The organism is Plantibacter sp. CFBP 8804 (assembly GCF_014841225.1).
Lineage (GTDB): Bacteria > Actinomycetota > Actinomycetes > Actinomycetales > Microbacteriaceae > Plantibacter > Plantibacter auratus.
This window is the reverse complement of sequence record NZ_JACYTU010000015.1, coordinates 1-20737: the sequence shown is the minus strand read 5'-3', so window position 1 is coordinate 20737 and position 20737 is coordinate 1. Positions and strand designations below refer to the sequence as shown.

The window sequence follows — 20737 nt, the reverse complement described above, 5'->3', positions numbered from 1 at the left end:
AATCGACCGGGATCCGAACCGTTTCGGGCAGTTGACGGGCCGGCCGCTCAGCGCTCGTGGGTGGTGCTCCATGGTGTGAAGGCGTCGGGGTAGTGCGCCCACGCCACCGGCCCGGCGAGGAGTTCCTCGTCCGTCAGGGTGCAAGCGTGCAGGGCGGCGGAGATGGCGACCTCGTCGAGGTCGATCCCCGTGACGACGAGCTCCTGACCGAGCGGTGCGCCGGGGTCGTTCGTCTCGAACGACGTGGGTTCCAGATCGATCATCGAGCCGACGTGCTGCAGGACGCCGACGCGGGAGGCGCGCGTCGCGAGGACGAGGAACCCCGCCGTACGGATGACCTGGCCGAACCGCCCCGCCTCGATCGGTCCGTCGAAGCATGCGAGGAGCCGTTCCGGGTGCATCGGCCGGGGGCTGTCGAACCGCAGGGTGGTCACGCGGTCGTGATCCACCCACGGCCGGTGCTCGCCGTTCAGCATCGCGATCCACCCGGGGGAGGTACTGAAGCGGTCCAGTTCGAACGGGGAGTCGCGGTAGCGGGCGAGCGGCTCACGGGTGCTCGCAGTCGCCGGAGTGCCGGGTGTGGCGCGCGGTCGGGCCGCGACCGGCTCGACCATCCGCGTCAGCGCCGTCGGGTTCAGGTGGCTGAGGAGCGCGAGGAGCACCGCGAGTCGCTCGTGCGTCACGCCGCGTCGGCCTGCGACGGCGATGGTGTCCGCGTACTCGAGCTGCTCCACGGTGATCATCGACCGTGCGGTGTACGCCGTGTCGCCGTCCTCGTCGTGGGTGACGTACTCGTCGTCCTGGAGGTCGTGCAGGAGATGGGCTGCGTCGACGACGGTCACGACGGCGTCCAGGACGGCCGTGTCGCGGTGCCCGAGGACGGCGGAGACCGCGTCGACCGGGCGGATCGTGCTCCCGCAATCGAGGACGAGGTGCCGGGGAGCGAGCGGGTGACGCGCGACGGCGTCGATCGCGTCGTCGATGTCAGGGTGGACGCTCTCGGCGTCGTCCTGCCGTTCGATCGTGACGAGCGCCGCGGATCGTCCGGCGACCTGCCGGGCCACGGTGCGACGCTCCGGCGGACAGGTGCCGAGGACGAGTGTCACGGTCAGCGGGATGCGAGGCGTGGTCACGGCGGGTTCTCCTGGTCGATGGGTGCTACAGTGCGTTCTGTTGAGAATCGTTCTCAACAAGGTAGCACGCATCGTGATCACCAGGAGGTCGCCATGAAGGTCCGCGCTTCACTCAAGTCGCTCAAGGACAAGCCGGGGTCGCAGATCGTCCGCCGCCGTGGCCGGGTGTTCGTCATCAACAAGCAGAACCCGCGGTGGAAGGGTCGCCAGGGCTGAGTGTCAGCCGCGCACCACGTTCACGACGATCGTGACGACGCCCAGCGCGGCGATGACGTACGCCCAGAAGCGGACGGGGATGAAGAAGAGCGTGGAGCTCGGGCGGCTGTAGAGCTGCTCGCCGGTCTGCGGGTGGCGCACGGGCACGGCCTCCTGCTTGACGGTGATGCCGTGCTCGTTGACGTACGGCTGCGCGAGCTGCTGCCACACGACGACCGGCCGCGGTGCATCAAGCTTCGCCAGCGCGAACTTCCCGAAGGCCCAGCACGCGACGGCGCCGAGCAGGAAGCCGATGCCGACGAACACCCCGGACTGCGCCGATCCGCCGTCGGGCGAGACGATCGCCTTGATGAGGAAGCCGGCGCCGACGGAGAGCCCGAAGATCAGGAAGACGACGATGCCCCAACGGGTCCAGATGATCATGTGTGCTCCTCTTCGGGTGTCGGTCGCGACGCGCAGCTGAACACGCGGCACCTGCGCGACCGGCGGCTCGTCCATCACGGTACCGAGGTCGGCTGTCCACCGGCGATGGGGAGCGGTGCCCATGCGGGCTACCTGCCGAACCGCTGGAGGTGGCGCGGAGAGCGCAGCCGTGCCGTGAACGGACGGATACGCTTCTCGGGGAGAGGCGTGCGGACCTCGTCAGGTGGGAGCCGGCAGCACTGGTGGGTAACGACGACGGGCGGGCACGGGTCGCGACCATCTTCGATGTGGCGCGCCTCGCCGGGGTCTCGCATCAGACCGTGTCCCGGGTGCTCAACGATCTGCCGAACGTGCGACCGGCGACGAGGCAGCGGGTCGAGCAGGCGATCACGCAGTTGCGGTACACGCCCTCGCAGGCCGCACGGTCGCTCGTCACCCGCCGTTCACGAACGATCGGCCTCATCACGACCGGTGGGCCGGACTACGGGCCGTCGAGTACGGCGCTCGGCTTCAATGAGGCCGCACGGGACGCCCGGTATGCCGTGAGCATGGCGAGCATGCTGGAGTCGGATCCGGCGTCGCTGCGGCAGGCCGTCGAGTTGCTGCTGCGGCAGAACGTCGAGGCGATCGTGCTCATCGCCGCGCATCGTGGGGCGCTCGACGCGGTGCGCGGGATCGAGCTGGGGGTGCCCCTCGTCGCGGTCGAGTCGACTCACCGGGACGGGTTCCACCGTGTCTCCATCGACCAGTACCAGGGGGCGCGGATCCTCGTCGACCACCTCGTCGGGTTGGGGCATCGCCGCATCGCCCATCTCGCGGGGCCGGCGGATTCGGTGGACGCGTTGGAGCGGGTGCGGGGGTGGCGTGATGCGCTGTCCGAGCACGGGCTCGTCGCCCGCGAACCGCTGGTGGGCGACTGGACGCCGGCGAGCGGGTTCCGGCTCGGGCGGGAGCTCGTGGCGGACCTCGGGGTCGGAGACGATGACGACGGGCGGTCCGGTGGACGGGTCGGTGGGCTGTTCACGGCCGTGTTCGCGGCGAACGACCAGATGGCGCTCGGCGTGATCCACGCGCTGTCGGAGCGGGGCCTGCGGGTGCCGGACGACGTGAGCGTCGTCGGGTTCGATGACATCCCGGAGGCTGAGCACTTCGCGCCGCCGCTGACGACGATGCGGCAGGACTTCCCGGAGCTCGGGCGGACGATCATGTCGACGCTGCTCGAGGTGCTGAGCGATGCGGACTCCGTCGGCGTGGTGCGTTCGGTGCCGCAGCTCATCGTGCGGGAGTCGACGGCGGCCCCGAGCGCCTGAGCTGAGCTCCCAGTTCCTCGAGCTGACGCCCCGGTCCCTGAGCTGACGCCCCGGTCCCTGAGCTTGTCGAAGGGCAGATGGTCGCTCGTGTGCCCTTCGACAGGCTCAGGGACCGGGGTGGCCGGGTTGTCGAGGACGGCGTCGGTCGCTGAGCGTGTCCGAGGCAGGGCGGTTCCCGATTCGGTCCCTGAGCTTGTCGAAGGGCAGGTGGGGAGGTTGTTCGTGTGCCCTTCGACAGGCTCAGGGAACGGCGCCCCGGATGCGGAGCCTGCGTTCGGCTGGCGGGCGTGTCGAGACGTCATGGTGTCCCGTCTCGGTCCCTGAGCTTGTCGAAGGGCGGGTATGACGGTTCGTCGTGGGCCCTTCGACAGGCTCAGGGACCGGGATGGCTGGGTTGTCGAATACGGCGTCGTTCCCTGGGCCTGTCTGGGTGTGCTGGCTCCCCGTTTCCGACCCTGAGCTTGTCGAAGGGCAGGTATGACGGTTCGTCGTGGGCCCTTCGACAGGCTCAGGGACCGGGTACCCGACTGCCGGGCTTGCCGGGCAGGGTGGTTCCCGTTTCGGTCCCTGAGCTTGTCGAAGGGCAGGTGGGTGGGGAGGCAGAGGGGTGCCCCGGGTTCAGGCGGCGAGGTGGATTCGTCCGCCTCGGATGGGGGTTTGGTGTCGGTCGATGTGGCTGGGTGGGATGAACCAGGGGACACCGTTTTGGATGGTGATGGTCCAGTGGTCGTCGTGGATGCGGTGGTGGTGGAAGGGGCAGAGGAGTACCCCGTTGTCGAGGTTGGTGGGTCCGCCTTGTGACCACCAGGTGATGTGGTGGGCTTCGGTGAAGGAGGGTGGGTGGGTGCAGCCGGTCCAGGCGCAGCCGCCGTCGCGTTCGGCGAGGGCGAGTTTCTGTCCGCGTGAGAACAGTCGGGTGCTGGTGCCGAGGTCGAGGACTTGGGAGGGGCCGCTGAGGATCATGGGGATGAGGTTGGCGTCGGCGGCGAGGCGGCGGAGGGCGCCAGCTCCGATGGGTTCGTCGATGCCGTCGATGGTGGCGGTGCCGAGACCGGTTTCGAGGGTGTCGTGGTCGGTGCGGATGATGACGGTGACGGGGGTGAGTTCGGTGGCGGCGCTGCTGCAGCCGGCCAGGTGGCGGAAGGTCTCGGTGAGGGCGATGGCGCGGCGTCGGTCGATGGGGATGAGCGTGGTGGCGGGCATGGGGTTCCCGGACCCGTCTGGGGCGTCGGTGTCGGACGGCTGCTCGGGGTCGATGAAGCGGGGTTTGCGGATGCTTGCGGTGATCAGGGCGTCGAGGCCGGCGCGGATGAAGGCGGCACTTTCGGGGGCGAGTTCGGCGCGGAGGAGGGTCATGCCGGTGGGGAGTTCGTGGATGGTGCAGCGTTCGGCTCGGCGGAGGAGTTCGTCGCGGGGTTCGCGGCCGTCTTGGTCGAGGCGGGTGCGGACGAGTTTCGCGATGCGGGTGACGTCCTGCAGGGGCGCGTGTCCGGCGTGCTCGATGGCGATGACCGACGCCGCCTCGAGCTCGCCTCTGCTGCAGATGCGGCCCGCGTTGCGGAGCTCCCGGACGATGACCGCGGCCCCGTCGACGCTGATGGGTGCCCGTGGGCTGCCGAGGGCAGCGGACGCGTCACCATCTGTGGTGGCCGACGAGGATGACCCGTCGGGTCCGTCGGCCAGGGCGGTGGTGGCGACGAAATCGGCGGCCGGTTCTGGGGTGGCGTCGAGATCGTGGATCGGTTCGGCGTCGTCGTCGGGTTCAGATGCCGGTTCGAGCGCCGCGGCGACCGCGGGGAACGGGCATTCCTCCAGCTCGCCGAGCAGCCCGCGCGGCTGCGTGATGGCGGCACCGACCTCCGCGATCGCTGCGCCTCGGGCGCGTGCCACCCGCCACCGCTCCGACACCATGACGCCCGCGTTGGCGTAACCCGCAGCGCGCACTAGGGTGCCGTCGCGGCCACTGGGCGACGGACGCAACGCGATCGCGCCGACGACGCGGGCGGCGAGGACCTCGACCGCATGCTGCACGGCACCGAGCTCGTCGAGGAGACGGAGGATCGCCTCGTCGTTCATGTTCTCGAGCTGCTCCGCGACACCGGCGCCTGGGCGGATCGCGTCGAGCGCGCCCTGCCAGACCGCATCGAACCCCGCCGCGGCGGCGGCGAGTGGGTTCGGTGCGGTGCTGGTCATGGATCCATCCAAACACGGACCACTGACATTCGAACCGTCACCGAATATGCCCTTGATCTGGGTATATATACGACAGTTGATGTTTGCTCGGGGGCCCTTCGACAAGCTCAGGGACCGGCGGTGACGCGGTCGCGGAGCCTGTCGAGGTGCGGTGGGGGAGGTTGCTCGTGGGCCCTTCGACAGGCTCAGGGAACGAGGTTCCGCCGTTGTCGAGGTGCGGAGCGGGAGATTCCCGCGGGCCCCGCGACAGGCGCAGGGACCGAGGCACCGACAATCGGTCCCTGCGCTTGTCGAAGGGCCCCACGCGGACACCTTCCCCGACCGCAGCGCCAGGCCCGCGCGTAGGATCACCGCATGCGTTCATCGGCGATCGACACGGTTCTGGCGTTCATGCGTGCGTTCCGCGAGCAGGATCAGGCTGCCGCCGAGGCGCTCATGCATGCGGACTTCGTCTTCACGAGCCCGCAGGACGACCACCTCGACCGAACGACCTGGCTCGAACGCTGCTTCCCGAGCGCCGACCATTTCGACACCCCCGGCGTGACGCTCCAGATCGTCGAGACCGACGGCATCGTCCTCCACCGCTACGAGTACGTCGTGCAAGGGAAGACGTACCGCAATATGGAGGCGACTCGCGTCGTCGACGGCACCGTCCGGGAGGTCGAGGTCTACTTCGGTGGCGCTGTCTGACGGGTCTCCGCCGTTTCGTGCGGCAGCTCCGCGACTCAGTGGCCGAGCAGCGCGTCGAGCCGTTCGAACCCCTCGACGACGCCACGCTCCGTTCCGTTCTCGATCATGCCGCGCGTCCTTCGATGCTCGGGAACACGCTCCATCCCGACACGCGCGTACGGCCGTCGCCGAGGTCTGAGAACCGTATCGTCGAGATCCGTCAAGGTTCGCGCTGCCCATCGGTCGCTCCACCCCGCTCTGACAGGATTGAGTCATGCGCATGAGTTCTTGTCGAACGACCCTGGCCGCGGCTCTCACGGTCGCCGCCCTCGCCCTCGCCGGTTGCTCCACCGGCTCCTCGTCGGACGCTGACCGCGCCTCCGCTTCGCCGACGCCGTCGGTGTCGCAGCCGCCGAGCACGCCGCTCCAGGAGCAGACGCTCACCGACGACGTCGACGGTACGAAGGTGACCGCCCTCGCGATCGTCGACGACTTCCCGGCGCCTGCCGGCACCACCGACGGCCTGCGCCCGATGCTCGTCCAGGTCCGGCTCGAAGCCGGCGACGAGTACGGCGGCAGTGTCTTCCCCTACCGGGTCTCCGTCACCACCCGTGCCGTCAACCTCGACTATGTGACGCTCGGTCTCGGAACGCCCGAGGAGCTGAAGGCGCCGATGGCCGCGGCCGGCTACTCGCTCCTGCAGGCGACGCCCGCCGGTGAGACGGCGACGGGCTGGATCGGCGCCTGGGTGCGCACTGATGAGACCGAGTTCGACCTCGTCTACGACCGCACAGAGGGCAAGGTCATCGGTGGCAGCAAGAGCGGCGAGGTCGTGCCGCCGAGCCGTGACATCATCCCGCTCATCCCGCAGGACTAGCCGCCGATCGAGGGCGACCCGGTGAGGTCCGAGCGGCGATCCCGCCCCTCAGGTGTCGTCGAATCTCCCGTCAACCCCGGGTGGATCCGCTGATATTCGGTACGCTGATGGCATAGCATTCGCCGACGAAGGAGATCCCGCATGCCCGTGCCCTCAGCCAACCCGCCCGTCGAGCGTCGTTCACTCCGCGAGGTCGCGGTCGAACGCATCCGCACGGCCATCTTCGACGGCACCCTCGAGCCCGGTGAGCACCTCAACGACGGCGAACTCCAGTCCTGGCTCGGGATCTCCCGCACGCCGATCCGCGAGGCCCTCAACGACCTCGCCCGCGTCGGCCTCATCGAGATGGCCGCACAGCGGTACACCCGCGTCGCCCTGCCCGACCCGGCACAGCGCACCGAGGTCATGCAGACGCTGGGTGCGATGCTCGGCGGTGTCGTCCGCGTCACCGTCCCCGGCCTCGGCGCGACGCAGAAGAAGGCGCTCGTCCGCGCGATCAACCAGGTGATCGTGGTCGTCGAGCAGCGCGACATCGCCGAGCACGGGCGACTCAGCTGGGAGCTCTTCGACGCGTTCATCGCCGCGTGCCCGAACGCCACACTCGTCGCGGCGACGAAGGACATCATCGACGGCCTCACCTACCGGTCCTCTGCGACGCGCACCGAGGAGAACACCGACTGGGCTGCCAAGGAGCAGGGCTACCCGGCACTCCGCGAGGCGGTCGAGGCCGGCGACGCGATCGCCGCCGAACTGGCCGTCGAGAACATCTTCCGCCTCTCCGCGCAGCTGTAGCCGGTCGGCCCTTCGACAAGCGAATCCTGAGCTTGTCGAAGGGCAGGGACCGGGGTCCGGTCACCGAGCCCAACCCCGGTCACCGAGCTTGTCGAGGTGCCAGCACCGCCCGCCCGGCGAACCCGAGGAGCACGACCACCGTGCCCACGATGACCGACGTCGGCGGCAGCGTGAACATGAGCACGACGCAACCGACGGCGCCGAACACACTCACCGCGCGCGGGTACCGTCGGTGCTCGAGCGTCTGGCGGAACGCCGCGACGTTGGCGACCACGTAGTAGAGCAGGACGCCGAACGAGGAGAACCCGATCGCGCTCCGGAGGTCGACGAGCAGGACGAGCACGATGACGACCGCGCCGACGAGCAGCTCCGCACGGTAGGGGGTCGCGAACCGCGGGTGAACCGCGTCGAGCGCTCGTGGCAGGTCGCCGGTCCTCGCCATCGCGAAGGCGGTGCGTCCGATGCCCGCGAACACCGCGAGCAACGCTCCCAGACAGGCCGCCGCCGCGCCGAGCCGCACCAGGGTCGCAGCCCACGGCCACCCGTTCGTCTCCACCACCGCGGCCAGGGGTCGCGCACTGTTCGCGAGCCCGTCCGGGCCGAGCGTGAGGAGCGACACGACCGCGACGGCCGCGTAGACGACCACGGCGACGGCGAACGCGATCCCGATGGCGCGCGGGATCGTCTTGGCCGGATCGCGGACCTCCTCGCCCAGGGTCGCGATCCGCGCGTACCCGGCGAAGGCGAAGAACAGCAGCCCCGCCGACTGCAGCACGGTGAGCGGGCTGGCGTCGAACCCGAGCGACGCGAGTCCCGTCCAACCGGCGTCTGGCCCGACGACGCCTGAACCGACGACCACGGCGAGGACCAGCAGGACGGCCACCACGATCACCCGGGTCGCGGTCGCGGTGCGGGTGACCCCGAGGCAGTTGGTCACGACCACGAGGGCGACCGCGAGCGCGGCGACCGGACGACTCCACTCGGGCGGTGCCGCATACGCGGCGAACGCGACCGCCATGGCTGCGGCGCTCGCCGTCTTGCCCACCACGAAGCTCCATCCGGCGGCGAAGCCCCACCACGGCCCGATGAGTTCGCGGCCGTAGAGGTAGGTGCCGCCGGCCGAGGGGAGTTGCGCGGCGAGCTGCGCGGAGGACATCGCGTTGCAGCAGGCGACGACCGCGGCGATGACGAGCCCGATGAGGAGTCCCGCGCCGGCGACCTCCGCCGCCGGCTGGAACACCGCGAAGACGCCGGCGCCCATCATCGAGCCCAGGCCGATGAACACCGCGGCGCTCGTGCCCAGGCGTCGCTGCAGTCGGGGATCGCTCACCCGATCACGGTAGTGCCGTCAGGTGAACAGCGGGGTGCTCCGGTCACCGACCCCGACGGACGACGGTCTGTCGCAGGACGCGCAGCAGCCCCAGGAAGCCGAGGAACCCGATGAAAGCCGCGATGAGATCGAACACCCGCAGGCCGCCGGGGAGGACCGGGCCGGCACCGGTGACGACGAGGACCACGGCGATCACGAGGGCGGCGATCGAGATCAGGGTTCCGACGATCTCAGCGGTCACGCCCTCCACGAGTCCCTTCGCCGGTTCGTCGGCGAAGCCCTTCAGCGTCACGCCGACCGTCCCGTCCTCGAGTCCGGACAGCAGCGAGTCGAGTCGACGCGGGAGGTTACGGGCCAACGCGGCGGTGACGGCGGCCTGCGCCTGCAGGGTGACCGCCGTTTGCCGGATGGACTGCGAGCGGCGGAGGAGGCGCGGGACCATCGGGAGGGCCTGTTCGAACATGTCGAAGTCGGGGTCGAGCGCCTTGAGGCACCCTTCGAGGGTCGCGAAGCTCCGGAACGCGGCGGCGAGGTCGCCGGGGAGCGCGATGTGGTGCTGCCGGATGACGTCGAGGAGCCGGCTGAAGATCGAGCCGTCGCCACCCGGGCGGTGACGCTCGGTCGTGATGACGATGCCCACGTCGTGGCGCAGGGCGTCGAGGTCGGCGTCCTCAGGCAGGTCGACGATGAGGAGGAGGGCGTCGGTCGCCGCGATGTCGTCCTCGCTGACGGTCGCGAGCATCACCGCGGTGAGCCGCTGCCGCTGGCTGCGCTCGATGACGCCGACGGCCCCGAAGTCGATCAGCCCGAGCGATCCGTCCTCGCGGAGGATGACGTTGCCCGGGTGGAGGTCGGCGTGGAAGACGCCGTGCACGAGGATCTGTTCGAGCACGACCTCCATGAGGCCGGTCGCGAGGGTCTCGCGTTCCTCCTTGGGGATGGTCGCGATGCGCTCCCGCGCTCGACTGAGCGGCAAGCCGTCCACGAGGTCCATGGTGAGCAGGCGGGCACCCGAGGCCGCCGGGTAGACGCGTGGCACCGTGATCCGGACGCCCTCGTCGCGCTCCTCGCGACGCTTCAAGGTGCTGCGGATCATCTCCACGTTGCGGGCTTCGATCCGGTAGTCGAGCTCCTCGAGCAGCGTCGAGGTGAAGGCGCGCGCGACCGAAGCGAGGCGGAGGTCCTGCCCGAACTTGGTGTGCGTCTCAGCGCGCTCGGCGAGGCGGACGACGATGTCGGCGTCGGCCTCGACCTGCACCCGCGCGGCCGGTCGCTGGACCTTCACGACCACGGGGGTGCCGTCGAGCAGCTCGGCGGTGTGCACCTGCGCGACGGACGCCGCAGCGAGCGGCTCGGAGTCGATCGACGCGAACACGGTGTCGATGGGAGCACCGAGTTCCGTCTCGATGACGACCTGGACCTCGTGCCAGGGCAGCGTGGTCGCTTCGGACTGCAGCGACGCGAGGGCGCTGAGGTACGGCTCGGGCACCAGGTCGCGTCTCGTCGAGAGCACCTGTCCGAGCTTCACGAAGGTGACGCCGGAGTCGTTGATCGTGGCGATGATCGCGTTGGCGCGCTGCTCGCTCGTGGTGAGTTCGAGCTGGACGCGGGACCGGCCGTGCACGAGCCAGCCGGCACCGTGTCGTGATGCGATGGCGAGGATCTGCAGGTAACGCCTCGTCCGTCGCCGCCGTTTGATCGCGGAGCGGACGACGTCGATCGGGTTCATCAACGGCCGGGTCGGGATGATGACCTCGATGGCGACGAGGACACCGAGCCCGAGCGCGAAGATCCAACCGATCGCGAGGAGGGCGACGGCGATCGCCGCGAAGGCCGCTCGGGCGTCCCCGGACTCACCCGGCTGGACCAGGCCGGTCTGTTGCAGCAGCCAGTTCACGAACGGTGGGCCGGTGACGAACACGACGAGCCCGACCAGGATGCTGCGCGGCCATCCGACCGGGGCGTCGAGCACCCGCCGCGCGGCGAATCCGAGGAGCAGCGCCGACACGACCGCCAGGACGATGGTGAGTGCGTCAGTCAGCATCCGGCATCCCCTCGTGGGTCGAGCGGTCGTCTCGTCCCGCCCGCCAGCGTATCCGGCCCGGCTGAGCGAGCGCGAGCGATGATGCGGTCACCGAGAGCGCACAAGACGCTCTCAAACGCGGCTTGGGCGGACATCTTCTGCACTCTCGGTGGGCTGCCGAGGTCATCCCGCCTGGAATGCTCCCGACGCGGCGTAGGCGTCGAACAGGCGCAGGACCTCCACGGTAGGACCGTGCATCGGGGTGGGCGGGGCAATGAGCGGAGCCCAGCGGAACTCGACGACCTCGTCCGCCTCGGCGCGCAGCGAACCAGTCCACGTGCGCGCGACGAAGCACATCGCGAACGCATGGACTCGATCGCCGTTCGGGTAGTCGAGGACGTGGTGCTCGGCAGCTGAGAGACAGGCGAACGGCTCGAGGTCGCGCTCGTCCACTGACAGACCGGTCTCTTCGGCGAGTTCGATGACTGCGGTCTGCGCGAAGCTGCTGCCGGGCTCGCAGCTACCGGCCGGGATCTCCCACAGGCCGGTGTCGACCCGCCGCTGGAAGAGTGCGTTCTCCTCGCTGTCCAGCACGAGCACCTGCGCACCCGGGAGCGCGAGGAGCCGATGCCCCACGAGCTGCCGCAGCTCCCAGAGATCGCTTCCGACATAACCCATGCGCGGGAGTCTAGGCGCCGGCGGACACCGTCCTCTCAACGTCGCGCATGTCACGATCAATCCGCGGTCGCTCAGGGCCATCCGGCCTCGTCGTCACCCCGCGGCGAAGGCCGACCGGCGTCCCACGATCGTGAGCAGCAGCGCAGCGAGCCCGAGGGCGACCATGACGACCGGGAGGATCAGGCCGTCGAAGGTGCCGAGGAGGAGCGCCCCGAGGACACCGCCCGCGAAGATCGCGAGGTTGAACGCGACGGGCAGGAAGGAGTTCGCGACGTCCGAGTGCTCGCGTCCCGATCGGGTGAGCGCTGACTGCAGCTGGGCGGAGGAGCCGCCGAACGCCAGGCCCCACAGGACAGTCGCAATAAGGACGGCGACGATCGACGCGTGGCCGATCAGGAGCAGCGCGCCCGCTGCGACGAACATCGCGACGCTCCCGTGGAGCAGCGCGCGCGGAGCCCGGTCGATGAGCGCCGCCGTGAGACCGATGCCCGCGATGGACGCGACGCCGCAGACGAGCAGCACGAGATCGGCTCCGAGTCCCGTCCCTGAGGCCCGAAGGAACGGCGAGATGTAGGTGTAGACGGTGTTGTGAGCCAGCATCCAGACGACGATCACCGCGAGGACCACCGCGACACCGGGCAGGACGAGCACCCGTCGAAGCGGGAGCCGTGCCGAGCGAGGCTGCCCGGGCGCGTCGGGCACCACCACCGCGATGGACACGAGCACGACGAGCGCGAGCGCCGAGAGTCCTCCGAACGCCCAGCGCCAGTCGAACGCGGTGCCGAGCCACGCCCCGAGCGGTGTCCCGAGCGCCAGTCCGGCGGGCGCTCCGACGGACACGATCGACAGTGCGAGGCCTCCCCGGTCGGGCGGGCTGATGCGACGCCCGTAGGCGGCGAGCATGCCCCAGATCACCCCGCAGAACGCACCGGCGACGAACCGCGACACCAGCGCGACGGCGACGTCCCCCGAGACCGCGGTCGCGGTGTTCGCGAGGATGAGCCCGACGATCGCGCCGAGGAGGAGCGGCTCGCGACGCAGCCCACGGGTGAGCGCGAGCGCCGGGATCGTCAGGATCACGGTCCCGAGCGCCCACACGCTGATGAACTGACCGATCAGGCCCTCGCTCGTGTCGAGATCCCGGGCGATGACCGGGAGGAGTCCGGCCGGCATCGTCTCCGCGGCCACGAGGACGAACCCCATCGCGGCGAGGGTCGCCAGTGCGAACCAGGGCATCCGGGTGGGCGTCCCGGCTGCGGGGAGGGTCGACGAACCGGCCGACGCGTCCGGCGTCGAGGTGGTCGGTGCCGCGGGGCTCACAGCGTCAGCAGCACCTTGATCGCACGGCGCTCGTCCATGGCTCGGTAGCCCTCGGCCGCGTCCTCGAGTGGCAGCGTGAGGTCGAAGACCTTCCCCGGGTCGATCCTCCGCTCCCAGATCATCCGGATGAGCTCGGGGAGGAACCGTCGCACCGGCGCCGGCCCACCGTGCAGGTGCACCTCGGCGAAGAAGAGCTCGTCGAGCGGCAGCGAGACACCCTCGTGGGCGACGCCGACGAAGCCGACGTGGCCGCCACCGCGAGTGGAGCGGATCGCCTGCAGCATGGACTCTTCGGTGCCGACCGCCTCGATGACGCTGTGCGCGCCGAGACCGCCGGTCAGTTCCTTGATCCGTGCGACCCCCGCCGCACCGCGCTCCTCGACGATGTCGGTCGCGCCGAACTCACGGGCGAGCGCCTGCCGGTCGGCGTGACGCGACATCGCGATGATGCGTTCCGCCCCGAGCTCCCGGGCCGCGAGGACGCCCATGAGTCCGACGGCTCCGTCACCGACGACCACGACCGTCTTCCCCGGCCCCACCTCGGCGGCGACCGCGGCGAACCAGCCCGTCCCGAGCACGTCGGACGCGGCGAGCAGCGAGGGGATGAGCTCCGCGTCCGGCTGCCCGGGCGTCGCCACGAGCGTGCCGTCGGCATGGGGGATGCGTGCGAGCTGCGCCTGCGTGCCTGCGGCGACCGACACGAACTCAGCGTGCACGCACTTCGACTGGTACCCCGCCTGACAGATCTCACAGGTGTTGTCGGAGGTCACGAAGGAGCCCACGACGAAGTCGCCGACGGCGATCGTCCGCACGTCCTCGCCGACCTGCTCGACGACACCGACGTACTCGTGCCCCATGTTCGTGTGGTCGACGGGCTCGACCCCGCGATACGGCCACAGGTCGGACCCGCAGATGCAGGTCGCCGTGAGCCGGATGACGGCGTCGGTCGGGTCGACGATGGTGGGGTCCGGACGGTCCTCGACCCGGACGTCGCCGGGCGAATGCATGACGACTGCGCGCATGTGTGCTCCTTCTGTCGGGTGGTGCAGGCGACCAGTCAACGCCCCGGGCGACGCGGGAGGGAGTCCCGCCTGAGAGGTGTACCGAGAGAGCACCTGTCGGCTCGCCTCGAGGACGTATCGTCGGAGGCATGGACGATCGAGCAGACGTACGCGAGTTCCTCATGACGCGTCGGGCACGGCTGACCCCGGAACTCGCCGGCTTGACCGCGGGCCCCAACCGGCGGGTGGCCGGGTTGCGACGTTCCGAGGTGGCGGCGCTCGCCGGGGTCAGTGTCGAGTACTACGCGAAACTGGAGCGCGGGTCCATCGCCGGAGCGTCGTCGACCGTCCTCGACGCCATCGCCCGTGCGCTGCAGCTCGACGAGGCGGAACGCACCCACCTGTTCGACCTCGCCCGCGCGGCCGACGGTGTCCCGCTCTCCGGTCGGCCGCGTCGCCGGGCGGCCAAGAACCCCGTGACCCGGCCAAGTCTGCACTGGATGCTCGACGCGATCACCGACGGCATCGCCTTCGTCCGCAACACCCACCAGGACCTGCTCGCGACCAACGAGCTCGGGCGCGCGTTCTACTCACCGGTCATCGGCGACGGCGGGCGCACCCCGAACCTCGCACGGTTCCAGTTCCTCGACCCGGCCTCCCGGGACTTCTACCCCGACTGGGACGTCTTCGCCGAGATGTGCGTCTCGGTCATGCGTGCCGAGGCCGGCCGGGACCCGCACGACAAGGGACTGCACGACCTCGTCGGTGAGCTGTCGACCCGGAGCGACGCCTTCCGCACGCTCTGGGGAGCGCACAACGTGCGCACGCACGGCACGGGCACGAAGCGGTTCAACCATCCGATCGTCGGCGAGATGACCTTCGCCTACGAGGAGCTCGCGATCACGGCCGACCCCGGTCACGTGGTCCTCGTCTACACGGCGGAGCCCGGCTCACCGTCCGCCGAGCGTCTGCAGTTGCTCGCGAACTGGGCGGCGTCCCAGCGGGAGGCGGAGCAGCGTGACGCTGCGGCGGTCACGAACCAGCCCGACACCAGCGAGGCCGGACGGGCAGGGGGTCGCTGATGCCGCGCATCCTGGTGACCGGTGCCGCCGTCGGCCTGGGGCTCGGCGCCGCGACCGAGCTGGTCGACCACGGGCACGAGGTGCTCGTCCATGCCCGGAGCCTCGCCCGAGCCGACGGGGTCCGGTTGCTCGACGAACCTTCCGCGCACCTCGTCACCGGTGACCTCGCCACCCTCGACGGCGTCCGGGAGCTCGCGGAGCAGGTCGCCGCAGCCGGTCCCGTGGACGCGATCATCCACAACGCCGGCGTCCTCGACGGAACGGCCGTCCTGCCGGTCAACGTGGTCGCGCCCTATCTGCTGAGCGCCCTCGTCCCCGCGCGGCGACTCGTGTTCCTCAGCAGCAGCATGCACCGCGGCGGTACCGCGACGCTCGACGGTCTCGACTGGTCGGGTTCCACGAGGACGGCGAGCTACTCCGACAGCAAGCTCCTCGTGACCGTCCTCGCGGCGGCCATCGCGCGAGTGCGTCCCGGGGTGTTCAGCAATGCGGTCGACCCGGGGTGGGTGCCGACGCGGATGGGCGGGCCGAACGCGCCCGACGACCTGGAACTCGGGCACCGGACCCAGGTGGCGCTCGCCGAAGGGCGTGGCGCGGACACCTCCGGCTACTGGCACCATCAGCGACGAGAGGAGCCGCATCGCGCGGTCCGCGACGAGGCGTTCCAGGACGAGCTGCTGCTCGCCCTCGCCGAGCACACGGGCGTCTCGCTGCTGCCCTGATCTCAGCACTCAGGTGTCGATGCGGTGGTCCTGGATCGACTCATAGGTGACGCGGAGGGATTCGGCCGCGGCGTCGTAGCGACGCTGCGCGACGCGGATGAACAGCAGGTCGACGAGCGCGAGCTGGGCGATGCGCGACGACATCGCACCCGAGCGGTATCGGCTCTCCCTCGCCTGCGTCGCGAGGACGAGGTCGCAGCGGCCGGCGATGGGGGAGTCGGGGAAGTTGGTGATGCACACGGTCGTCGCGCCGGCGGCCCGCGCGAGCTGCATCGCCTGCTCGGTCTCGACCGTGAGCCCGGAGTGCGAGATGCCGATGGCGACGCCACCCGGCCCGAGGAGGGCGGCCGAGGGCAGTGCGAGGTGGGCGTCGACGAAGGTGTTGGCCGGCATGCCGATCCGGTAGAGCTTCTGGTGGAGGTCCTGTGCCGTGAGGTTCGAGGACCCGAAGCCGATGATGTCGATCCGTGGGGCGGTGAGCAGTGCGTCGACGACCGCGTCCAGGGCGTCGCGGTCGAGCGAGCGGGCGGTGAGCTCGATCGCCTGCACCTCCTGGTAGGCGACCTTCGCGACGACCGTTTCGACCGAGTCGTCCGGGTCGATGTCGGCGTCGTCGACCTCGAACCGGTCACGCTCCGCCTGCTCGCGACTCGTCGAGGTCGCGACGGCCACCCGGAACTCCCGGTAGCCGGTGTACCCGATGGTCTGACAGAACCGCGCGACGGTCGCCTGCGAGGTGCCGCACGCCTTCGCGAGTTCGGTGATGGTCAACTCGACGACGAGCGAGGGGGTGCCGATGATGGTCTCGGCGACGCGCGTCTCGGCGGCGCTCAGGCGAGGGATCGCCTGGCGGAGCACGAGCAGCGCGTCAGTGGACATCCGGTGCGGCCCCCGTCGGGTCTTCGACGGCGTGCGCTGCGATGGCCGCGCTGAGGGAGCCGTCGCCACCACGGAGGCGGGCGACTGCTTCATCTGCGGCGATGCCGGTCACGAGGACGAGGATAGCGGCCTTCACCCAGCCGTCCACGGATGCGAGCGTCTTCGCGGCCGTGGCGGCGTCGACGTCGGTCGCCAACATCACCGTGCGTTCCGCCCGCGCCCGGAGCTTCTCGTTCGTGGTGAGGAGGTCGACCATGAGGTTCCGGTACGTCTTCCCGAGCCGCACCATCGTGATCGTCGACAGCATGTTGAGCACGAGCTTCTGTGCCGTCCCCGCCTTCAGTCGGGTCGATCCCGTGAGGAGCTCCGGACCGACGACCGCCTCGATGCCGATGTCCGCGTCCCGGGCGAGTGGGGAGCCGGCGTTGCACGACAGGCCGATGGTGATCGCACCGATCGAGCGCGCGTACTCGAGGGCGCCCAGGACGTAGGGCGTGCGACCGGATGCGGAGACACCCACGACGGCGTCGTCCGCGGTGATCGACAGCGATTCCAGATCCGCCCGACCGAGGTCGTCGCGGTCCTCGGCGTTCTCCACCGCCTGCTGGATGGCGCCCGGACCACCCGCGATGAGTCCGACGATGAGGCCGGGGTCGGTCCCGAACGTGGGTGGGGCCTCACTCGCGTCGAGGATGCCCATCCGTCCAGCGGTCCCGGCGCCCAGGTAGACGAGTCGTCCGCCCCTGCGGAGGCGCTCGACGATCGCTTCGACGGCCTCGGCGATCTCGGGTTCGACGGCCGCGATGGCGTCGGGGACGGAACGGTTGTCCTCGTTCATCGCGGCGACGAGTTCCCGCGTGGAGAGGGCGTCGAGGTCGGGGTGTCGCTCGTTCACCTGCTCCGTCGAGAGGGTGGCGAGCTCCGCGCGGATGCGCTCCCGCTCGGGTTCAGCGGCCCCGGTCGAGGCGCTCTCAGGCTGCGTGGACATCGTCGCGCACGACCCTTCCGTCGTAGGAGATCGCGGTGTCGAGTGCGACGAGTCTGGCTCCGTCGAGCGCGTCACCGCGGGGTGCGACGAGGTCGACGCCGACCTCGTGCATGGCCGTCGCGAGATGTGCGGCGACGTAGGGGTGGGAGGCGATCCCGCCGACGACGCACACGGCACCCGTGCCGGCAGCGGCGGCGCTCACGGCGAGATGGGCGCAGGCGGCGTCGACGATGTCTGCGGCGACGGCGTCGCCCTCCTCGGCGCGCGTGATGACCGTGGGCGCGAAGGTGCCGAGTTGGCGGGCCGGGGCTCCGGTGCTGGAGACCCAGCGGGGGAGCGAGGGGATGGACCCGATGAGTGCCTCGGCGTCGGCGAGCAAAGTGGTGGCGGGGCCGCGGCCGTCGAAGGCGCGCATGCAGGCCTCGAGGCCCTGCTGCCCGATCCACCGACCACTGCCCTCGTCTCCGAGCCAGGGACCCCAACCGTCGATCTGCTTCACGGAGCCGTCGGCGTCGACGTCGAACACGACGGATCCGGTGCCGGCGATGAGCACCGTGCCGGGGCCACCGGCGAACGCACCGGCGTGGGCTGCCAGAGCGTCGTTGACCACGGCGATCGTCGCTCCGAGCGCCAGACGCAGTTCGGCGGTGAACGCGGCGACCTCGTGCGGTGCCGCCTCCACCCCGGCGGCGCCGATCCCGACGTGCTGCACCTCGGCGAGGAGGTCGGCCGGGAGGTGCGCGACCGTCTCGAGGACCGCGCGGGCGGACAGCTCCGCACCCTCGTGGTCGGCGAGGCCCGGTGCACCGTGGCCGCGGGCCTCCGCGAGGATGGTCAGGTCGTCGCCGGATCCGCTCGTGATGCGGGCGCGACAGGAGGTCTTCCCGAGATCGATGGCGAGGACGGGTGCTGCGAGGTGGTTCATGATCCGTTCCGGTGGTGCTGGTCGTGCAGATGGTGCGTCGGCGCCGCGGAGGAGGCCGCGGCGAGGAGTTCGGTGACCCGGTCGGCGGATGCCAGGGAGGCCGCGAGCGTGTCGATCACCGGCAGGGGGAGGACGGCGTCCTCGGAGAGCGGTAGTCCGACGCTCACGACGACGGCGTCCGGGCGGACCAGCGCGACGCGGTCCACCGCGAGCCGCTGCGGGGTGTCGTCGCCGAGGCGGTCCGCGAGGAGGACGACCCCGTCGTCGGCGGGGATCGTCTCGAGCAGGAGGGTCAGCTCGTCGGAGGCGGGGGCCTCGGCGTCTGGGCCCGGTGTCCGGAGGCTCGGGCCGGCAGCGAGCCGGGTGACGTCGAACCGTTCGGCGAGCGACTCGGCGAACGGATCGTGGGCCGAGGCGACGGCGAACGTCGGTCGGTCGCGGAGGTCGACGAGGGTGATCGCCGACGCGTCGATCGCGACCTCGCCCCGGACGCGGACGACCCGGCGGATGGCGTCGGAGAAGCGCCCTTCGACAAGCTCAGGGACCGTGGACCGCTCAGGGACCGCGGAGGGCTCGGGGACTGATGCCCCGGTCCCTGAGCCGGTCGAAGGGCTGACGGACCGTGCGAGCCACGCCACGCGGGCGGCCGCGCGCTCGACGATCGCTCGATCGAGCTCACCGTCGGCGACGGCGGCGCAGACCGCCTCGAACACCTCGAGGTAGTCGTCCTCGTCGGTCGTCGCGCCCTGCTTCGGCCCGAGGTTGGACGGGTTGCCGATGCAGAGCAGGTCGACCCCGGCCTCGAGGGCGAGGACCGCCCCGCGTCCTGAGCCGGTGGTGGACCGGATGGCGGCCATGTCGAGCGCGTCGGAGATGATGACGCCGTCGAAGCCGCTCTCGCGCAGCCGGCGGAGGGGGATCGGGTTGAGCGTGGCCGGGGCGTCGCCGAACGCCGGGACGACGATGTGGGCGGTCATGACACTCGCGACGCCGGCGGCGATCGCTGCGTCGAACGGTGGCAGGTGCTCGGCTTCGAGCTCCGCCAGGTCCAGGTCGATGCGGGGCAGATCCAGGTGCGAGTCGCTCGCCGTGTCGCCGTGGCCGGGGTAGTGCTTGACGCACGCGGCGACTCCGCCGGCCTGTAATCCGTCGACCATCGCGGCGACGTGGCGGGAGACGAGGTCGGCGGTGGGGCCGAACGAGCGCACCCCGATCACCGGGTTCGCGGGGTTGGTGTTCACGTCGGCGACGGGCGCGAGGGCGACGTTCGCCCCGGCGGCGTGGAGCCGCTCGGCGAGTGCCGCACCCACCGCGCGCGTCGTCTCGACGTCGTCGAGTGCACCGAGCTGCGCATGCCCGGGCAGGGTCGAGCCCGTCAGCGCCTCGAGGCGCGAGACGTTGCCGCCCTCCTCGTCGACGCCGATGAGGATCTCGGGCCGGTGGTCGCGGAGTTCGGCCGACAGCGCCGCGACCTCCGCCGGGTCCGAGGAGAGGTTCTGCCCGAAGTACACGACGCCCGCGAGGCCGCCGTCCAGCTCGCGCAGCAGCCAGTCCGGGGCGGTCCGGCCGAGGAAGCCCGGCCAGAGGACGCCCCGGACGAGCCGCGCGACGTCGGGGTCGATCATCCCTTCACCGCTCCGGACACCAGTCCGCCGGAGAGGCGACGCTGCACGAGGATGAAGAAGATCATGACCGGGATCGTGATGATGGTCGACGCTGCCATGACCGAACCCCAGTCGTTGGAGTTCAGGCCGAAGAACTGCTTGAGGCCGATGGCCACCGTGTAGTTCTCCGTCGAGCCGCCGAGCAGGGTCATCGCGAAGATGAACTCGTTCCAGGCCGTGATGAAGCTGAACACGCTCGTCGCGACGAGGCCGGGGGCCACGAGCGGGAGCATGATCGAGCGGAACATCCGCCACCAGCTGGCGCCGTCGAGGAACGCCGCCTCTTCGAGCTCCACTGGTACCGCCGCGACGAAGCCGCGCAGCATCCAGATGCCGAACGGCAGTGCGAGCGCGACGTACACGATGATGAGCCCGAGCAGCGTGTTGAGCAGCTGCAGGTCGCGGATCTGCACGAACAGCGGGATCACGAGCGCCTCGAGCGGCACCATCTGCACGACGAGGATCATGAGCAGCACCGCGGTGCGGAACTTGAACCGGAAGCGGGCGAGCGC

General features: G+C 70.5%; 20 protein-coding genes. 7 read left to right on the top strand and 13 right to left on the bottom strand.

Annotation, left to right across the window (positions count from 1 at the left end; all coding sequences use genetic code 11):
• Positions 1-47: 47 nt before the first annotated feature.
• On the bottom strand, positions 48-1133 hold the full coding sequence (locus tag IFU11_RS20865) for a GTP-binding protein (RefSeq protein ID WP_192019762.1): 1086 nt from the start codon (positions 1131-1133) through the stop codon (positions 48-50).
• A 93-nt stretch (positions 1134-1226) separates the two neighbouring features.
• Between IFU11_RS20865 and ykgO the strand changes: the two genes are divergently transcribed.
• Positions 1227-1349, top strand: coding sequence for a type B 50S ribosomal protein L36 (ykgO, locus tag IFU11_RS17305; protein WP_079707423.1), 123 nt, complete (start codon positions 1227-1229; stop codon positions 1347-1349).
• A gap of 3 nt (positions 1350-1352) precedes the next feature.
• Here the strand turns inward: ykgO and IFU11_RS17300 are convergent, their stop codons facing one another.
• Positions 1353-1772, bottom strand: a complete 420-nt coding sequence (locus tag IFU11_RS17300) for a hypothetical protein (protein ID WP_064294781.1) — start codon at positions 1770-1772, stop codon at positions 1353-1355.
• A gap of 242 nt (positions 1773-2014) precedes the next feature.
• Here IFU11_RS17300 and IFU11_RS17295 point away from each other — a divergent pair, with 242 nt between their 5' ends.
• Positions 2015-3082 (top strand): LacI family DNA-binding transcriptional regulator, encoded by a 1068-nt coding sequence (locus IFU11_RS17295; RefSeq protein WP_192019761.1) that lies wholly within the window; start codon positions 2015-2017, stop codon positions 3080-3082.
• A 618-nt stretch (positions 3083-3700) separates the two neighbouring features.
• Here IFU11_RS17295 and IFU11_RS17290 read toward each other — a convergent pair.
• Positions 3701-5275 carry an HNH endonuclease signature motif containing protein gene (locus IFU11_RS17290; RefSeq protein WP_192019760.1) on the bottom strand — a complete coding sequence of 525 codons (1575 nt, stop codon included), beginning with the start codon at positions 5273-5275 and terminating at the stop codon, positions 3701-3703.
• Positions 5276-5629: 354 nt separating this feature from the next.
• On the opposite strand from IFU11_RS17290, the gene IFU11_RS17285 reads away from it, so the two are divergent.
• The 3 genes from IFU11_RS17285 to IFU11_RS17275 all read left to right on the top strand — a co-directional run bounded on the left by IFU11_RS17285 (position 5630) and on the right by IFU11_RS17275 (position 7613).
• Positions 5630-5965 carry a nuclear transport factor 2 family protein gene (locus IFU11_RS17285; protein ID WP_192019759.1) on the top strand — a complete coding sequence of 112 codons (336 nt, stop codon included), beginning with the start codon at positions 5630-5632 and terminating at the stop codon, positions 5963-5965.
• Between the two features lie 259 nt (positions 5966-6224).
• Complete coding sequence (locus IFU11_RS17280) at positions 6225-6821, top strand: hypothetical protein (protein WP_192019758.1); 597 nt, start codon at positions 6225-6227, stop codon at positions 6819-6821.
• A 141-nt stretch (positions 6822-6962) separates the two neighbouring features.
• Positions 6963-7613: a GntR family transcriptional regulator gene (locus tag IFU11_RS17275; protein ID WP_137244261.1), complete on the top strand. Its 651-nt coding sequence runs from the start codon at positions 6963-6965 to the stop codon at positions 7611-7613.
• A 79-nt stretch (positions 7614-7692) separates the two neighbouring features.
• Here IFU11_RS17275 and IFU11_RS17270 read toward each other — a convergent pair whose 3' ends face one another.
• From IFU11_RS17270 to IFU11_RS17250, 5 genes are all read right to left on the bottom strand, one after another.
• A complete protein-coding gene (locus tag IFU11_RS17270) occupies positions 7693-8943 on the bottom strand; it encodes an APC family permease (RefSeq protein WP_192019757.1) in 1251 nt (416 codons plus the stop codon).
• A 43-nt stretch (positions 8944-8986) separates the two neighbouring features.
• Complete coding sequence (locus IFU11_RS17265) at positions 8987-10987, bottom strand: ABC1 kinase family protein (protein ID WP_192019756.1); 2001 nt, start codon at positions 10985-10987, stop codon at positions 8987-8989.
• Between the two features lie 162 nt (positions 10988-11149).
• On the bottom strand, positions 11150-11644 hold the full coding sequence (locus IFU11_RS17260) for an NUDIX domain-containing protein (RefSeq protein ID WP_192019755.1): 495 nt from the start codon (positions 11642-11644) through the stop codon (positions 11150-11152).
• Between the two features lie 93 nt (positions 11645-11737).
• Positions 11738-12964 (bottom strand): MFS transporter, encoded by a 1227-nt coding sequence (locus IFU11_RS17255; RefSeq protein WP_371742820.1) that lies wholly within the window; start codon positions 12962-12964, stop codon positions 11738-11740.
• Positions 12961-13986 carry a zinc-dependent alcohol dehydrogenase family protein gene (locus IFU11_RS17250; protein ID WP_192019754.1) on the bottom strand — a complete coding sequence of 342 codons (1026 nt, stop codon included), beginning with the start codon at positions 13984-13986 and terminating at the stop codon, positions 12961-12963. The genes IFU11_RS17255 and IFU11_RS17250 overlap by 4 nt, the downstream gene beginning before the upstream one ends.
• Before the next feature lie 128 nt (positions 13987-14114).
• On the opposite strand from IFU11_RS17250, the gene IFU11_RS17245 reads away from it, so the two are divergent.
• Both IFU11_RS17245 and IFU11_RS17240 read left to right on the top strand, forming a co-directional pair.
• On the top strand, positions 14115-15047 hold the full coding sequence (locus IFU11_RS17245; protein ID WP_192019753.1) for a helix-turn-helix domain-containing protein: 933 nt from the start codon (positions 14115-14117) through the stop codon (positions 15045-15047).
• Complete coding sequence (locus tag IFU11_RS17240) at positions 15047-15769, top strand: SDR family NAD(P)-dependent oxidoreductase (RefSeq protein ID WP_192019752.1); 723 nt, start codon at positions 15047-15049, stop codon at positions 15767-15769. Before IFU11_RS17245 ends, IFU11_RS17240 begins: the two co-directional genes overlap by 1 nt.
• A 9-nt stretch (positions 15770-15778) precedes the next feature.
• Here IFU11_RS17240 and IFU11_RS17235 read toward each other — a convergent pair whose 3' ends face one another.
• The 5 genes from IFU11_RS17235 to IFU11_RS17215 form a co-directional block, all read right to left on the bottom strand.
• Positions 15779-16648, bottom strand: coding sequence for a MurR/RpiR family transcriptional regulator (locus tag IFU11_RS17235; RefSeq protein WP_137244254.1), 870 nt, complete (start codon positions 16646-16648; stop codon positions 15779-15781).
• Positions 16638-17636: an N-acetylmuramic acid 6-phosphate etherase gene (gene murQ, locus IFU11_RS17230; RefSeq protein ID WP_192019751.1), complete on the bottom strand. Its 999-nt coding sequence runs from the start codon at positions 17634-17636 to the stop codon at positions 16638-16640. Before murQ ends, IFU11_RS17235 begins: the two co-directional genes overlap by 11 nt.
• A complete protein-coding gene (locus tag IFU11_RS17225) occupies positions 17620-18561 on the bottom strand; it encodes an N-acetylglucosamine kinase (protein ID WP_192019750.1) in 942 nt (313 codons plus the stop codon). Before IFU11_RS17225 ends, murQ begins: the two co-directional genes overlap by 17 nt.
• A complete protein-coding gene (locus IFU11_RS17220; protein ID WP_192019749.1) occupies positions 18558-20186 on the bottom strand; it encodes a glycoside hydrolase family 3 protein in 1629 nt (542 codons plus the stop codon). Before IFU11_RS17220 ends, IFU11_RS17225 begins: the two co-directional genes overlap by 4 nt.
• Positions 20183-20737 (bottom strand): carbohydrate ABC transporter permease (locus tag IFU11_RS17215; protein ID WP_192019748.1); only part of this gene is annotated, 555 nt, incomplete at its 5' end. The genes IFU11_RS17215 and IFU11_RS17220, both read right to left, overlap by 4 nt.

Bases quoted from the DNA above. Each gene is read 5' to 3' on its own strand.
- ykgO (WP_079707423.1), top strand. From the start codon at position 1,227: ATGAAGGTCCGCGCTTCACTCAAGTCGCTCAAGGACAAGCCGGGGTCG.
- IFU11_RS17300 (WP_064294781.1), bottom strand. From the start codon at position 1,772: ATGATCATCTGGACCCGTTGGGGCATCGTCGTCTTCCTGATCTTCGGG.
- IFU11_RS17290 (WP_192019760.1), bottom strand. From the start codon at position 5,275: ATGACCAGCACCGCACCGAACCCACTCGCCGCCGCCGCGGCGGGGTTC.
- IFU11_RS17285 (WP_192019759.1), top strand. From the start codon at position 5,630: ATGCGTTCATCGGCGATCGACACGGTTCTGGCGTTCATGCGTGCGTTC.
- IFU11_RS17280 (WP_192019758.1), top strand. From the start codon at position 6,225: ATGAGTTCTTGTCGAACGACCCTGGCCGCGGCTCTCACGGTCGCCGCC.
- IFU11_RS17275 (WP_137244261.1), top strand. From the start codon at position 6,963: ATGCCCGTGCCCTCAGCCAACCCGCCCGTCGAGCGTCGTTCACTCCGC.
- IFU11_RS17265 (WP_192019756.1), bottom strand. From the start codon at position 10,987: ATGCTGACTGACGCACTCACCATCGTCCTGGCGGTCGTGTCGGCGCTG.
- IFU11_RS17260 (WP_192019755.1), bottom strand. From the start codon at position 11,644: ATGGGTTATGTCGGAAGCGATCTCTGGGAGCTGCGGCAGCTCGTGGGG.
- IFU11_RS17250 (WP_192019754.1), bottom strand. From the start codon at position 13,986: ATGCGCGCAGTCGTCATGCATTCGCCCGGCGACGTCCGGGTCGAGGAC.
- IFU11_RS17245 (WP_192019753.1), top strand. From the start codon at position 14,115: ATGGACGATCGAGCAGACGTACGCGAGTTCCTCATGACGCGTCGGGCA.
- IFU11_RS17240 (WP_192019752.1), top strand. From the start codon at position 15,047: ATGCCGCGCATCCTGGTGACCGGTGCCGCCGTCGGCCTGGGGCTCGGC.
- IFU11_RS17235 (WP_137244254.1), bottom strand. From the start codon at position 16,648: ATGTCCACTGACGCGCTGCTCGTGCTCCGCCAGGCGATCCCTCGCCTG.
- murQ (WP_192019751.1), bottom strand. From the start codon at position 17,636: ATGTCCACGCAGCCTGAGAGCGCCTCGACCGGGGCCGCTGAACCCGAG.
- IFU11_RS17225 (WP_192019750.1), bottom strand. From the start codon at position 18,561: ATGAACCACCTCGCAGCACCCGTCCTCGCCATCGATCTCGGGAAGACC.
- IFU11_RS17220 (WP_192019749.1), bottom strand. From the start codon at position 20,186: ATGATCGACCCCGACGTCGCGCGGCTCGTCCGGGGCGTCCTCTGGCCG.